Origin of the sequence: Mycolicibacterium baixiangningiae (assembly GCF_016313185.1) — a bacterium.
Taxonomy (GTDB): Bacteria; Actinomycetota; Actinomycetes; order Mycobacteriales; family Mycobacteriaceae; genus Mycobacterium; species Mycobacterium baixiangningiae.
Genome location: NZ_CP066218.1, coordinates 1,620,993 through 1,638,098 on the forward strand (window position 1 = coordinate 1,620,993; position 17,106 = coordinate 1,638,098).

The following is a 17,106-nucleotide window of genomic DNA, read 5'->3' on the forward strand; positions in this document are numbered from 1 at the left end:
CATGTCCATCGACATTCCCCCAGCCCTGCAGTGGATCTCGTATCTCGCGGGCAGTAAGTGGCCACAGGGCGACGAGGACGGCCTGTGGCGCATCGGCGAACACTGGCATGCGTCGGCCGAGGAGATGTCGGATCTGATTCCCGACTTGAACCGGGTGCGCAACGAGACGATGTCGGTGATCACCGGGGAGACCGCCAGTACCGCGGAGCGGGAGTTCGCGAAGCTCTTCGACGGCGACTACTCGGTGGACAAGCTGGTCGAGGCTATGTCGGCGTTGGGGGAGACCGCGCGTCAGGCCGGTACCCAGGTCGAGGCGTCCAAGATCGAGATCTTGGTCGGGTTGGCGATTGCCGCCGCGGAGGTCCTCTATGCGATCGCGATGGCGCCGTGGACGTTCGGTGCGTCGATGGCGTGGATCCCGGTGATCGAGGCCCTCACCATGGTCGCAATCCGCCTGCTGTTCAACCAATTGATGCGGGCGTTGGTGCGTCGGGCGATAGAGGCGTTGACCAAGACCACGGTGGCCCGACTGCTCCGGGAAGTCGCCCAGCAAAGCGCACAGGAAGTCGCCGAGGAACTGATCGTCAACCTGTCCATCCAGCAGTACCAGGTAGACCAGGGGCACAAGGACGAGATCGACTGGGACGACGCCGCAACCGCGGCCAAGGGCGCGGCTGCCGGTGGCGCAGCGGCGGGGGTGTTCCATGGTCCGGCGTTCGGAGCGTTGGGCGGTAAGCACGGCAACGGCGGTATCGGCAACGCATTGGCAGGTGCCGGCGCCTCTTACGGGGCGGAAGTGGTCGCAGGCGTGGTTGGAGCCCTTGCCGTGGGTGGCAACCTGGACGCAGGTGAGATCTTCGCAGGTGGCGCCTTGGGCGGCCTGGCGGGCGGCATCCAGAGTTCGCACGGTGATGGCCACGACTCTCCGCACGGTTCGCCCGCCGGCCTGGATGGGGGCCGCAGTCACGCGTTCGACTCCGATGACAAGGGGCCGGACGGCAATGGACCCGACGCCACCAACGACCTTGGTGGCGAGGATTCCGGTGATGCCGGCCCCCTCGGCGCGCCGCCTCCCTATGAGGAGACAGACCCCAACGGCTCACCTCCGCCCTACCAGCAGCACGAGTCCAACGGCCCTTCCGACGTGCCAGGGAGTTCGGCGTCGGGGACCGCCAACAACTCGAATACGGCGGCCACGGGTGCGCCGCAGGCGCAGAGTCACGACGGCTCGTCGACCCCACAAGGCGGCAATGGCCAGGATAGCGAGCCGGGTTCGCAGCAGTCCTCGGGTGGTGCGGACGGCACCCAGGTCGGTTTGCAGCAGTCACCGGGTGACGGTCAGGCCAATCAGGCTGTGTCGCAGCATAATGCAGGTAACGGGCAGAACGGCGAGTCGGGTTCGCAGCAGTCTTCGGGTGGTGCGGGCGACGCCCAGGTCGGTTTGCAGCAGTCAGCGGGTGACGGTCAGGCCAATCAGGCTGTGCTGCAGCATAATGCAGGTAACGGGCAGAACGGCGAGTCGGGTTCGCAGCAGTCTTCGGGTGGTGCGGACAACGCCCAGGTCGGTTCGCAGCAGTCACCGGGTGACGGTCAGACCAATCAGGCTGTGCCGCAGGACAATACAGATAACGGGCACAACAACCAGTTGGGCACGCAGCAGTCCTCGGGCGGTGCGGACAACACCCAGGTCGGTTCGCAACAGACTCCAGGCAACGGACACGACTCGTCAGCGGATGCGCAGCAGCCTGCGCCCGATGGGAACGACCCGCAGTCGACACCGCGGCAGGGGTCAACCGAGCATGCGAGCGTCCAACCCAACCCGCAGCAGGTCTCCGGTGAGAATGGCTCGAATACTGCCGAACGCCAGACCAGCGGCGCAGAATCCGATTCTTCTCCGGCGCAGCACGACTCACAGCCAAGTCAGAGTTCCGGCCGTGGGCCGGAGCCCGCGCCGCATCAGGCGGCCACCAGCGGTCCGACCGATTCCCCACCGACGCAGGCTGATACACCGCAGTCTGTCTCGCAGTCACCCACTGGCGCATTGCCCGAGTCCCCGAACTCGGATCAGGGGTCACCGACCCAATCGACCCCGATGCCGGACCACGCACCGCCCGCGGGTCAACCGACTGGCAATGCTTCGTTGCCGCAGGATGATTCACGCCACGTAGACGGGCCGCCTAGCGGCCACCCGTCGGACGCCGGTGCGGCGCCGTCCGACACCAATGGGACTGCGAGTCAGCCGAGCCCGCCGTCGACAGCGCCCAACACGAGCACGTCCCCGTCACCGTCCAACGCGTCGGCCACATCATCGCCGTCCACGAGTCCGAGCACGGCAGCCACCCCGCCGCCGGCGGCTCCGATTGCCCAGACGACCGGGCCGACGTCCACCGCCGGAACTCAGTCCAGCGCACAGACGGGCCCGTCCGGCACGACTGCTGCACCCACCACGCCGAACACCCCGACCGCGACGTCCTCGCCAAGCTCTACGGCTGCACCGTCGTCCAACCCCGCAGGCGCCACCAATCTCGGCCCACCGGCGAAGTCGGTATCGGCAGGCCTGGGCACGTCGCCGAATTCGGCGCCGACGGCCGTGTCGAACATCGCCAGCAGCACCGCCTCGACATCGGCATCTCGCTCGACGGCGGAAGAGCAGTCCCAGGTCATCGTCGGGATGGTGCCTCCGCCGCCACCACCGCCGACGCGGGCGAGCAAGTCGGCCAAGCCCAAGGTCACCAGCGGCGGGGCTCCGCCTAAATTATCGCTGCCACCGCGAGCTTCGAACTCCAATGTGTCCAGCGACGAAACGTGGCGACACGACCCCGCCACCACTGCGGAGTGGTTCGAGCCGGTGAATCCCACACCTCGCGCGGACATCGACTCCCGCCGCGACGAGACGTTCGTGCAGACCGTAGGCACCGATGTCCCTGACACCCTCTCCACGAGCACGCCCACCTCCACCGAATCGCATACCGGGTTGATTCGGTATGACCTGCGGCGCATCGAAGTGGCGCCGAACAAGTTCGTGCAGGAGTACACGGTCAAGCTGAGCGTGTCACTAGGCGCGGACCCTGCACTCGGACCCGACACCGTGGCCGACATCCAACGCAAGGCGAAGGCCGGTGTCGACCGGATCCTCAACAACGGCAACCGCCTACCTAGCGGGGACGAATTCCGCGTCAACGTCCAGTTCACCGACACTGGCGCCCACGCCTTCGTCAAAGTGGGCAACTTCAAGGAGAACTCGCAGACGACGTGGCGTCCGGACGCCAGCGAGAACGTTCTCGCCCACGAGATCCTGCACTACCTCGGGGTGCCCGACGAGAGCCAGGACGCACGGATCGCGCTTCGTCGGCACACCCAGGACTCTGGAGTACACGACGGGAACGGCGGGATCATGGAGTCCCACGTTCTGGGACACAATCCGCAGCTGCGCCCGCGGCACCTGTGGATCGTGGAACGCACCGCCAACAGCCAGCTCTCGGTACCCACGTCGCTGCTCACCTCGGCCGACAACGCGCGAGGACCGTTGCCGCCCAAAGAGTTCGACGAAGAAAGTCAACCGGTAGAGACACGCCGCGCTGCTGGGTTCGAAGGTGAAATCCACGGTTACGCCGTCACTTTGCCGCCTGATATGGGGGCGGCGGACTACGATTACGTGGTCCGCACGCCCGCACTGAAGCTGGTACTCGACACGCATTTGCATGGTGCGGTGTTAGAGGTGGTCACCGAACCGGCCGCCGTCGTACCTGGTGACGAGGGACGGCCCACATCGCAACAGATCTTCGCCGGCGTCCGAGACGTCATGACGCGGTTACGCGAGGCCAGGCCGGGGGCCACGCTCGGAAAGATTTTCGACGGCGGGCAGTACTCGGTGGAGCCGCTGGCTGAAGACCTAAGAGTGCGCCCGATCAGGGGACCGCGCACCGAGAACCTGTACGTCCATCATTCAGTCGGCGTTCCCTTGGCCGGTTTACCGAACTTCATGAGAGATGTGCTGGACGCCACCCGCACCGATTCCGCCGCCGCCAAGGCGGCGAGAAACCACCTCCAAGACGCCCTTGTAGTCGCCCAAGATATCGGCGAAAAGTGGGGCTGGGGTTCCGATCCGACGCCGGCGGGCCGTGCGGCGGCGGAGGGCTTCGTAGCACTGGCTTACACCCAGTTCGCGGCATTGGCGCAGAAGGTGCGGTCGACGAACCACATGACCAAGAACTTCAGCGCGATGGGGTCGCGCATGTCACTGCCCGCGGTGGCCGACGGATTGGACCCAGGGGTGCGCGAGCACCTCGACCGCCACGGCGCCGCTATCGCCCAACACTTCGCCGCCTCGTTCCGCGACCACTTCGTGGACGGAAATCACGGCGGGAGTTTGCTTGAGTCGCGCATTCCGGCGCGTTGGCCTTATGACACAGACACAGCCCGGTCCAGCAGGACGATCGGAGATTACCTTCACAGCGCGTTCAGCAAGAACCCGGATCGGTTGGTCGTGGGCCAGGACGAGGCTCTCGGGATTCGTACGACGCTGCCCGAACTCGACGCGAATCGGGACGACTCGTCGTCCCCCCGCATCGACCCGCCGCTGGTGGTCGTAGAACTGCGTTATATGGGTCCGCGCAGTGCCTCACTCGACGATGTTTCGGACACCTACGCCTCTCTCGTTGAGAGCGCCAGAGAATCCTTCCGGGTGGCGCGCGGCCTGCTCGGAAGGACGGTGGACGACGTTGCGCCACAGGTTCAATCGGGGCCGGGCGGTGACCAGCGCCCGACTCATGCGCCGCCACCCGTCGAGAGTCCAATTTCAAGTATGGCCAGGTCCGTCTTCGCGCAAGGATCCAAGAAGCTCAGCGGTGCTCAGCGCGCGGAATTGGACGGTCTCGCCCGCGACTTGGTGGACCAGGCCCGTCAGCAGCTCGAAGCCGGACGCGGTGGCTTGCGCGTCCGCGCTGAAGGCGGGGGCAATGACGGTCGATTCAGCCGAGGCGCTGACAATGTCGGCCGTCAGCGCGCCAGCGCCACACTGAATTACCTTGGCACTCAGGTCCGGGCGGAACTCGCGGCCCAAGGTATGTCGCCCGACGCTGTTAACGTCAGCTCAGAACCGACCTCGCGGGGAACTGCGCTCGACGACGAACTGGATGGTCCCGACGACGAAGTGCGCCGTACCGTCAAGTTGACGGTCGAGCAACGCTCGCCCGCACCGCGGGGCGAAATCAGGGCGGCGCCGAATCCGGTTCCTGCGGCGGAGAATTCTCAAGCCGGGCCCTCTGACGCCTCGACCAATCAGCGGGATGTGGCGCCGGGAGTTGTGAGTGGTGTTGAGTCCGCTGGCGCTCTTTCGCCGCAATCTGTCGCTGCAGCTGGGGTTTCGGGCAACGGCTTTGAGAGCCGGGACATTCCCGGTGCGGGCGCGGCGGTGCGGGATTCGTTGCCGGTGTCGGGGCAGTCCCGTGCGGACGTCGAGGGCTGGATCGGGGATGTCAACAACGACGGCGACGCCTCGGTGGCTCCGGCCGGCGAGCGGTTGACCAACTGTGGGCCCACGACATGGGTGGTGTTCGACCGACTGTCCGGCATCCCGAGCTTCGGTCGCGCACACCCGGTGCAGCTGCGGGCCCAGGACGTCGGCGACGCAACCGGACTGCCGCTGCGTAGGGGCGATCCAGATGGGATCGCCGAGCAGCTGCGTGGGGCGGGGGTGGGGGCGCACACGGTGGTGGTGGCCCAGTTCGACAACGGCGTGGCGCACAGTTTCAACGCGTTGTTCGACGGCGACCAGGTATGGGCCATCGATGGGCAGCACGGCATGGTCACCGCCTGGCCCCCCCAGCTGGGCCGCCCCCACAATCCCGTGACCGCATGGTTTGCCGGCACCCCTGACCCCCACACCGGAAAACCGCTAGGCCAGACCACCGTGACCGGCCTCGACGGCAAGGAGGCCGTGAGCGGTGATCAGCCGGCCACCGACGCGGGTCCATCGAGGGTGGGCGGCGAGGGTTCCGTTGTCGACAGCGGGCCGGTGGGCAGTGTGGTGGGGACCTTTGTGCTGCGGCCGTTCGATTCAAAATCGAAGACCCTCAACGGCGCTCAGAAAACGCAACTGGACGAGCTGGCTGATCGTGTGGTGGAAGAAGCGCGTCAGCAGCGCGACGACGGTCACGACGGGTTGGATGTGCGTGCCGAAGGCGGAGGCAACGGCGGCGTGTGGAGTCGCGGCGCGGGTTCTGTGGGTCGGCAACGCGCCGCGGCCACGCTGGCCTACCTCGACTCCCGGATCCAGCAGCGACTCGAGGCGCGCGGTGTCGATCCTGATGCGGTCGTGGTCAGTGGTGACCCGACCTCGCGGGGCAAAGCTGTTCCGGCCGAGCTCACCGGTACCACGAAAGACAAACGGCGCACGGTCGTGGTGAACGTTCAGGAACGTGATGCCACCGACGAAGTGCTCAGCAGGTTGGCCGCCGGCGATGTGGTCAGCCTGCTTCACGCCGGAGAGGTCGGCCATCTTGAATCGTCGCTGACCGAGGTGGGTGACCGTCTTGCCGGTTTGCTCCCTGAGCGCGACGAGCACGTCGGATCAGACGTCGCGGACATGGTTGAGCTGCTGGCGAACTCGCGCATCACCATCAACTTCACGATCGACGAATCGCTGGAGGCGCTGCTCTCCGACTCAGGTCAGCACTTCTACCTCAACCGCTGGCAGCGAGGGGCCTACCCGGCCACCGAAGCTGATCACCGCGACGAAACCGAACAGATGACCGGCCAGTACGGCGGCCATGAGCCCGAACCCGGCGGCGAATCACCCGAGGTAGCACACGCGCGTCGACGGGTGAACAAGTACCTCTCCCGCGAATCACCGAACTTCCGGCCTGCGGCACGTCCGAGGTATGGCGCTCTGGACTACGGCCGTTCGCTCAACGGAGCTGCCCCGGGGTACGGGAATTCATTTCTGGTCCTCAAAGAACATGTCAAGCACCGGGCGACATTCACCGCCAACGACTCCATGCAGGGCAACCCCGCCGGGTCAACTTTTCTGGGCATGGCCCGACTACTCGCCCGTGCCAGCGATGAGGACTTGCTCACGATTCACCACCTGGCGACCACCGGCCAAGGATTCGAGCGCCAGAAGGAACGATCCGGAGCCGGCGCAATCACCGATACGAACTACTTGGAGGCTCAGCTCCACACCCCGATCGACTTCTTCCGTGACGTCGACGCCGTATCTGTCGACGTCGACGAGATGGCACGGTTCACCCGCGGGCGCGACCGGGCCATGCCGGAGCTGATGAACAAACTCAAGGACTACGCCCAGACCCACAACGTGCGCCTCGAATTACGCGATGCCGACGGCATCCGCGTCCGCGACCTCGTGGCCACCCTTGCTCAACACTCATCGGCGGTGGATTCCTCGGCCCCCGAGCAGGGCGACTCAGGCAAAGGCAAGGGGCCGGCGACCGACGAGCATCAGCAACTCCTCGACGAGCAAGAGGTCTACGAGGAGTTGATCGACGCCGACCGCGACTACCGCAACGCCGAACCCGACGACCGCGCCGCCGCCTCAGACCGACTCGACGCCGCCCGCGCGGCGGCCCGCGAGCTGAACATGGACCCCGATCAACTCCTCGCCGAATTCAACGACTCCGAATCCGAACCGACACCCTCCGCGGCGGGCCCGTCGACGGGACGCGGTGTGGTGTCGGGGTGGCCGCACCTCGCTGAGGATGACCAGGACGGTGACGGTTGGGTCGAAGACGCCGACGGTGTGTCACATTGGGGCCGCTATGGCGCTGCGGGATTGCTGTTGCGCGCGTACAACTCCGAGGGTGTACCCATGGTGCTGCTGCAGCGCCGGGCGCAGTGGTCTGACCAGGGCGGCACCTGGTCACTCCCCGGCGGGGCCCGCAACCGCGACGAAACCGTGCAACAGGCCGCGCTGCGCGAGACAGCCGAAGAAACGGGGCTGCAAGGCAACCGATTCCGCGTGCGCACAGACTTTGTGAGCGCTCGGGCACCAGGGATCGACTGGACTTATTCCACGGTGATCGCTGACGCCCCCTACCCGCTCAGGGCCGCCTCGAGCGACGAGGGCTCACATCGGTGGGTGCCGATCGACGCGGTGACCCACCTACCGCTACACCCCGCACTGGCGGAAAGCTGGGCAACGCTGAGCGAACAACTCGCAGCCAACCCGCCCGCCCCGCCACGACCCAGCCCCCAGATCGACCCGTCCGTCGATCCGACCGACGTGCGCGGCGGTTACGCCGTCGACAACGCCGAAGACGCCCTGTACTTCCGTGACGACCATGACCTGTTGTACCGAGAAGACACCCGCCCCCCGGAGGTGATCTTCGACGAAGGCTTCGCGATCAACCCCGCCACTCGCGGTATGAGCAAGGTGTTCAATTTCATCTCCACGACCCGCAACCCCGAGCTCAGCTACCTGCCACCCCAACCGGATGAACGAAGGTTCCGCTACACCATCGACGCGCCCGGAGGGGTCGACGTCAACAAAACGGCCGGCCGCGACCCGTCCTGGTATCAACAGGAAATCTCGTTCCCCGGTGGGATCCGGCGCGAGAACATCGTCTCAGCGGTCGAGATACTCCCCCCGGCAGAGCCCGCCAGCGTTGCCGCCGCACGATCACCGTCCTCACCACCCGGATACGGTCCCGTCGTCACCAACGAGCACTTCAACCCCGACCTGCCGAACGACGACGCCCCCAGAGTGATCCAAGGCCCCCACGGTGGCCGGCCAGCCCCCGACGACACCGACTCCCCGGCCGCATCCAGCAGTAGCGAGGCATCCGCGAATTCCCCCCGCCAGGACGAAACCGATACCTGGGATGCCTACATGGCCGCACTCGACGATGCCGAGCCGACACCCCCCGCGGCGGGCCCCTCCCGCTGGCACACCACCACCACCCACCCCGACACCGACACCACCACCGCAGCGCTGCCCGCTGAGAATCCCGCGGAGCGCACCGTCGCGGCGTCTGCCGGGTCGTTGACCTCGGAGGCTGGCCCTGAGGACGCGGGCACAGAAGCAGACCCGCCGACGCTGCGGGGTGTGGTGTCGGGGTTGCCGAGTGGCCGTGGCGGTGGTGTTGGTGGCATGGATGGTGTCGATGCCGACGAGGGGTTCTCGGCCGAATCTGGCGCGGCAGTGCGGGTTTCGTTGCCGGTCTCGGGGCAGTCTCGGGTAGATGTCGAGGGCTGGATCGGGGATATCAACAATGATGGGGATGCGTCGGTGGCTCCGGTCGGGGAGCGGTTGACCAATTGTGGGCCCACCACATGGGCGGTTTTCGACCGGCTTTCGGGGACGCCGAGTTTCGGGCGGGCGCATCCGGTGCAGTTGCGGGCTCAGGACGTGGGTGATGCAACCGGACTGCCGCTGCGTAGTAGCGATCCGGATGGGATCGCCGAGCAGCTGCGTGGGGCGGGGGTGGGGGCGCACACGGTGGTGGTGGCCCAGTTCGGCAACGGGGTGGCACACAGTTTCAACGCGTTGTTCGACGGTGATGAGGTATGGGCCATCGATGGGCAGCACGGCACGGTCACCGCCTGGCCCCCGGCGTTGGGTCGTCCCGGCAACCCTGTGACGGGTTGGTTTGCCGGCACGCCTGCGGCGCACTCGGTTGAGGGTGCCGTCCCCGATTCCCGCGGTGGGGACCGGTTGGGCGGGACAATCGTGACCGGCCTGGGTAGTGATCAGCAGCATCTGCCGCACACCAATGACTCCGGCCCGGAGATCGCCGAGATCGCCGACACCGCTGAAACTCCGTCGACCGCCGCTGATATCGCCGCCAATGCCCCACCCGTGGTCACCGTCACCCCTTCTTCTGCAGCGACGGTGACCACCGACGTGGTCAGCCGGGACGGTCTGGGCGGGCGGGGGAAGGGCAAGGGCCGGGTGACGGCCGAGCAGGAGGCGGTGCGGGAACGCCAAGAGGTGTTCGAGGAGGTGTTCGAGGCCGCCAGCGAGTATCGGCGTGCGTCGCCCGCAGAGGTGGCCGCAGCGTCGGACCGGATGGATGCCGCGCGCGCGAGTGCCCGCGAGTTGGGCATGGATCTCGATGCGCTGCTCGCTGAACTCGATGGGTCCCACGCCGAGCCGACACCCCCGGCGGCGGGCCCGTCCACCTGGCACACCACCATCGGTGACGTCGGTGCCCGTGGGTTGGGGGGTGGGGCGGGTGAGGCTCAGGCGGGGCCGTCCCGCGGGGGTGGTTTGGGGCTGCCGGTGGCGGCGTTCACCGGCGAGGTTTCTGTGCAGCACGGTGACCGGCAGTCGGCGGCCGACGCTGAGCCTGAAGTGCCGGGGGACATCGAGCTTACGGCGGTGGGACGTGAACCACTTGTGGTGTCTTCGGTGGGGTCGAGGGTCGCGGCGGTTGGGGAACGGGCGCCGGGAGGGTTGGCGTCGTTGGATGCTGATCAGGTGCCAGGGTTTCGCGAGGTCAATCCCCGTATCTCTTGGAGTGGGTTGGCTGCTCGGTTGCCCGATGATGTGCTGGGCTGCGTGGCGTACGTGCTGAGTTCGATGCGTACCAGTGAAGCTGATGTGCCGGCGTTGAGAGCGTTGACGGTTCGGCAGGCACGGGTGCTGCACGACAAGGGTATTCGTTCACGTGGGCAGTTCGTGGACTTGTTGCAGCAAGTGCAGCGGCGTGACATGGGCACGGCGGTGTTGCATGGCATGGCCTCATCCAACGGATTCAACGTCGCCGGGGCCGCTATCAATTTCGGTCTTTTCGATGTGGCGTTCAACGCTGCTTCTGCGGGTTGGCCGAGCGCAGCTGATGGTGTGCGGGGGTTGCTGACTGGGACTGCGTTGGGCGGCTTCGCGTCGTTGGTGGATGTGGCTGCTGGTGCGTCTGCGGACAAGACTTTCAGTGACGCCTATTTCACCCGTCCTGCTGAGGACCTCATTCCTGCGCCGCTGTTCGGGGCCAACGTCCCGACGACGGGTCAAGCGGCCGCCGACATGTCGATCGCTGCGGGTTTGAGTCTGGGTCTCGTTCGCAATGGTGGGTTACGGGTGCCGTTGATGTTGGGGTTGGAGTTGAGCGGGCAGCCCACCGCGCGGGCATTGGCTGACAGTGTCGCCGATCCAGTGGGCGGGTCGATACTGGGCGGGGGCGGTATGCGTGCTGTCCTCAACGACCGTGCGGTCGGCGCTGGGCGGGCGGGATCCCAGTTCTTCCTGGCCCGAGATGACTTGGGGGAGTGCATCGATTACCTCCACGCACCGCTAACCAAGCAGTGGTACGGCGGTCTGCAGCGGGCGGGAGCCTACGCGTACAACATCGGCTCCACGGTGCAGCAGGCGATCACCGACGCAGTCGCCAGCAGGGCGGGTTGGGTCTCGCACGCAACTCTGGCTCCAGGTCTTGGCGGCGTGTTCGCGATCGTGACGGGCATGCCGCCCGCTCTGGCCGCTGCGGGGTGGACGCCAACCCAAGTCAACGTGACCACCCAGCTGACGAAGTTCGCCGCGCTGCAGGGGTTGTATCACTTGTGGGGCGGCGCGATGGGCGCAGTCTCAGCGCCACGATCACCCGCGGCTACTGCCCTGGTACCCGGCGACCACACCCCCACCGCCCACCTGCCCCGGCCAACCCCACCACCACCGACACCGAACCCGACAGACGATGACCACCGGTCCGATGACGGTGTGGACGCTCAACCGGAGCTGACAAGCGCGGACACCACCACCGCAGCGCTGCCCGCTGAGAATCCCGCGGAGCGCACCGTCGCCGCGTCTACCGGGTCGTCGGACACGGCGGGCACCCCTGCTGTTCGAGCGGCCGTGGAGTTGTCCGCCGAGGAGTTCGCCGCGGTGGTGGATGCGGTGGTGCCGCCGGGGCGGGCTGTTGACGCTCAAGATTGTGGGCCGTTGGTGCGGGCGTTGGTCGATCAGCTCTACCGCGGTGGGGTGCGCCCGTTGGGGGTTTCCGATGATGTGGCCAGCGTTCGGGGCGGAGTGGGCGGCGCCCAGGACCAGGTGGTGGCCGGGGGTGGTTGGGCGCAGGTGAACGGGGCTGCCGGTGCCCGGCAGTTGGCTGAGGGTCTGCCGGTGGGCTCCACGGTGGTGGTGATGGCCTCGCCGCTGCGTGGGGAGGTTGGTCACGTGGTGGCCGCGCGGGTCACCGCCGAGGGGGTGCGGTGGGCCGATCCGCAGCGGCCGACCGAGCGCACCGGTGCACACGTGCCTCCCGAGGTGGCCTCAGCACCCGCAGTACGGGCAGTGGTCATCAACTCCCAAGGGCGGGTGATCGATCCGCAGACCTGGCCCGGTGTCCAGACGACCCCGGGCGGGCCGGTGTCCGCGCTGCTGCCCACCTCCGTGGACAGCCTCACCGACAAAGACCTCACCAGCCGCTTCGGCGCCCATCACGGACACCCCAGCACCACCGGTAGACCCGGGCCGAGCGGCCACCGAGCCGAGGAGTCGGACTCGGACGTCGAGATGGCCAACGCGCCTGACGACGTGCCATCTCGCCCCGACGATGACGGCGCGGCCGAAATCTTCGAATTACGGGTGCCCGGTGACGGATGGTGTCTGCTGTATTCGGTGGTGGCCAGCACCCCCCCGGCGCAGTGGAGTCCTGCCATGCATCAGGGGTGGGCCCCCTCCGCTAGCGACGCGCACCGGCAGGTACGCCAACAACTCATCAGCCACCAGGCATCAAACCGAGACTCGAGTGACGTCATGCCCGTCTCCGACGCATCGTCGCCGCTGTCTCAGGCCGCCGAAGGCTTGCGACAACTGGTGATGGAATGGGTGCTCAACAGAGAGCCCGCAGATCTGCCGTCAGACGCGCTTCGTCCGTTCCGCAGCAGCCCCACCCAGATGGACCGTTACGAAGATTGGCTGGCCAGTTCCAACACCGACGAACTGCGCAATCAACTGGCTCGCCTTGGGGTTCACACGGTGCACTCCCTTGACTGGATGAGTGCAGAGGACTTACGCGAGCTCACGGTCCAGGCCCGTGCCGAGGAGATTTCCGAAAACGACCCCGCCGTGTCCATCAGCGCTGCACGTCGGCAGGCGGAGTCCGAGGTATCGCTACGGAGCCGACGCGGCTCGAGCCAGGGCACACTGGCCGGCCCCGCCAGCCAGCGAGACTATCTGCGCCGGCGCGGTGTGGGCATCCCGGTAGACGCGATCGTGGATGACGAGGGCCTACGATCGGCGCTCAGAGTCCAACGGCAGGAGCAGCCGTTGACTCCAGAAGAGCACCAGCAGCTGTTGGACACCATTCAGGCGTGGCGACCCAGCACCAGCACCTGGGCCGACGATATGGGGGAAATGTTTCCCGCGCTCACAGCCCACGCTCTTGGCGTACGCCTACGGAACCGCTCTACGGCGGGCACCCATGATGTCGGACTCAGGAATGCCCCGCCCGTCAACATCTTTCACAACGGGGTGGACCATTGGAACGCCGGCATTGGCGTCGAACACCCCGGACCAACGCCCACAGTCCTCCAGGCGTCCCTACCTGCTAGGCCTGCCCCAGTCACTGGCCACTCCAAAACGACCTTCCCGGACGCGGTCAAGGCTTCCGATCCGACCGGACTCGCTGAATCCTCAATGAATCCCAACCTCCTGGGAGCCGACTCTGACGATGACTCCGAACTCAGCGATCCTGAATCCCTAGAGGAGGAGGGCGAATCGGATTTCAGCGAGTCTGAATCCTCGGACGACGGTGCCGACAGTGATGACTACCGCGACTCGGCCGCCCGGCCCTCCTCAGGCGGCCCGCGGGGCCTTCCTGTCGCCAGAAGCATGCGAGCGGCTGCACCATCGACATCCAAACGGCGTCCGAGCCCCACGGACATGGACGCCCGCGGCAAACGAGCAAGGAGGACCGGGCCCGACCTGGAGCGGGGCGGGTCGGACGCAGCGAGGATCAGCCTGCCCAGCGACACTGGCAAGCACACCGCAACGCCAGCAGCGACCAAGGGGAAGGAACCGGCGTACGTGCCGAAGCGGGCTCCGGCAGTGCGACCGGCAGCCTCGTCAACGCCGAGTGACATGACGGCCGCGACGGTGGAGGCCATGCTGCGCGATCAGATGGCACACCCCGACGTTAAAGGTATTCAGATCGCCCGGAACTATCCCGGCAGCCTCGCCAGGACCAAGCGATGGCTTGCCGGTTCCGCCTGGGGTAAGGGCACCAGGATCAATCTGCCGAAAGAGCTGAGTCAGATGCCGGATTACGAAGAGCACCGCGAGGCCATCGCGGGCCTTCTTCGCGATCTCGGCTTGTATGACGAACCGTTGCCCGAACCTCAGGCCGCGCCGAAGCCATTCAGTGCAGCAAACCTCGTCCATGCTTTGCAATCGCTCATCGAGCTGCGAAAGACACACGAGGTCGTCAAGGGCCCCCAAACCAAGGGCAAGGGCAAGCGCAGACTCCTTCTGACCCTTGCGGACCAGACGGGCTATACCGGGAACAAATTGACGGAACTGCTTACGACGGACGGCAATTGGCGGCAACCTCGCGAGACCCTGCCCAGGCTGCCCGGATACGCAGAACAGCGCGAGGAGCTCGGTCGCCTCTTCAGCCAGCTGGGTCACGACGCCCTCGCGCAGAACATGCCGCATGCCACGACGGCGGATCGTCCTGTCGCCGCTGGGGCGAGCGTGTCGGTCGCGAAGGTGGCCGCTGCGCTGGCCCGGATAGCAGCTGATCCTCACATCACGCTGCTCGCCGTCGGGACGAGCGTGGGCATGGCTCGGGCAACGGTGACGAAGTACCTGGCGCCCGACGCCGGCGGCCTGCGCATCGATCCCGAATGGTTCACGGCTCAGCCCGACTACGCGGAACATCGGGATGAGATCCATGCGTCATTGGTCCAGATGGGGCAGGCCGCACAAGCGGATAGCCTTCCGCTGGCCTTCACGGTAACGCACTTCCTCGAGGTGCTACGCCGCGACGACGAGCAGATCGTGGGCGCCATCGCCCGAATGCGGCTGGACCCTGAACTGTCGCCACGCGCCGCGGGATCCCTTGTTGGCATGACCGCAGATACGTTGGCGGCCTTCATATTGCTGGTCGACAGGGGGCCATCGATTCGTGACCAGGCGGCTGTGGAGACGCAGCTCCGAGACACGACCCCTTACCTACGTCGTGAGCTCACCGCGCGGCTTGAGGGCATGACCAACCTGATCCAAGGACGTCAGCCCGTCGATTCGCGACGCCCGGACATGATCAGGGTGACCCTACCCGGCGCCGGACACGCACCGGCTCGTATGTACATAGTCCACCGAGAAGCCCCCGCCGTCGTCAAACCCCCGAAGGCGACGCAACTAGCGCTGTTGTACGGCCGTAATGGGGACTTGGTCCGACCACCGAGGTCTTACCGAGAGGATCGGCCGAGACAGGCGCTGCGATGGTTCGCGACAGTGCTGAAGGATCAGCTGGAGAACAAGAGCGAAGTCCAGGCCTACTTCGGCGCTGACGAAGACACGCTCTACGTCTCGTCGAACGACACGGCGCTCAACGAACGACTGAAAACCCTCCTGGCTTCAGCGTCGGAGTTCGAAAGGATCCTCGAACGCCGCGTCGCGACGCTCGATCCGAGGAAGGACCGGCATTGGGACAACCTGCGGGACTTGATGCGCTCAAACGTCGGTGACCGGGAGGCTACGGTCAACAAGATCATCGCTGCGCTGAAGGATGGTCGGGTCGCCGTTCCCGCTGAGCGCTATACGCGGCAATACCGCAACGCGGACGGCATGGCGCGGACCACGGCCGTCGACCTGCACGCCGAACGGCGGATCATGAGGATGTTGAAGTCCGAGGGTCGGGCGATGAATCTCGACCTTCTTGCCGGCACCATGCGCGCCTGCGGTTTCTGCGCAGCCGATCTGCAATTCGAGGCGTCGCGGCCCCGTGGTCCGTTGTGGCTGTCGCGCAACGCCGCATTCGAGCTGGACGTCGAGGCGATCATCGACGACTACCTGCGGCAGTCGATCGGGACTCACGTCAGCCGGACACGAGGCGGCGTAATCACGGTCGACTACAACACCGACTCCGAATCCGACGCCGCAGGTGAATCGACCAACGCCGAGTCCGACGCCGTCTCCGCATCGCGCGAAGACCAACCCGGGCCCCAAGAGGACCCCACCAGGACATTCAGTGATGAGGAGACGTCGTCGTTGTCCAGCGCCGGTGAGTCTCCAGAGTCGTCTTGGTCTCCGACACGGGACTGAAACCGCCCTCCCCGCTGTCGCGGACCGCTCCGAAGCCGCCACATCGTCGGCTTCATCGGGTCTGCGTGTCAGGCGTTGCGCATCCCGGGGTGGACGCGGGCCAGCATGGGCAGCAACACCCGCCGCGGCGTCAGGTGATTGAGTGCCGCCGCAACCCGGTTGGGCACCCCGGGCACGATGACGGCCCGGCCCGACGCCAGCCCGTCGACCGCCGCTCTGGCCACCGACTCCGGCTGCTCCCACAGGAGTTTCGGCAGCATCTTCTCGGCCTCGTCGTCGGGGATGCCCGCCTGTTCGCCGAAGGCCGTGCGGACGGGCCCCGGGCACAGCGTGGCGGCCGAGACGTTGGTGCCGCGCAACTCCTCGTGCAGCGCATGGGTGTAGGACAGCACGAACGCCTTGGCCGCGCCGTAGGTCGCCTGCCCGGGCACCGGACCGAACGCGCCGACGGAGGCGACGTTGAGCACCGCGCCCCGGCCGCGCGCCACCATGTCGGGGACGAACCTGGCGCACAGGTCGACCACTGCGGCGACGTCGAGTTCGACGAGCGCCAACTCGGCTGCCGGGTCGGACGCCGCGACGGGGCCCAGGTTCGCCATACCCGCGTTGTTCACCAGGATGTCGACCTGACGGCCCAGGCCGGCGATCCGGTGGGGGAGGGCGGCGCGTTCCGCCGGGCGTGACAGGTCGGTGGGCAGGGCGTGCGCGGTGGGGCCGAGCTCGTCGGCCAGGGCGCGCAGCTGATCGGCGCGACGGGCGACGAGCGCCAGACCGTAACCGCGCCTTGCCAATTCACGGGCAATCTGCTCGCCGATCCCGGATGACGCGCCGGTGACCAGTGCGACGCCGGTGCTGCTGGTGGCCGGAAGCATGCGGCGAAGCTTAAC

Annotated in this window: 2 protein-coding genes; one reads left to right on the forward strand and one right to left on the reverse strand. The window is 66.7% G+C overall.

Features of this window, described 5'->3' with window-relative positions; genetic code table 11:
* Window position 1 precedes the first annotated feature (1 nt).
* Window positions 2–16,219, forward strand: coding sequence for a DUF3626 domain-containing protein (locus I7X18_RS07685; protein ID WP_193047682.1), 16,218 nt, complete (start codon window positions 2–4; stop codon window positions 16,217–16,219).
* Window positions 16,220–16,287: 68 nt separating this feature from the next.
* Here I7X18_RS07685 and I7X18_RS07690 read toward each other — a convergent pair whose 3' ends face one another.
* Window positions 16,288–17,091: an SDR family NAD(P)-dependent oxidoreductase gene (locus I7X18_RS07690; RefSeq protein WP_193047681.1), complete on the reverse strand. Its 804-nt coding sequence runs from the start codon at window positions 17,089–17,091 to the stop codon at window positions 16,288–16,290.
* Between the last annotated feature and the right edge of the window lie 15 nt (window positions 17,092–17,106).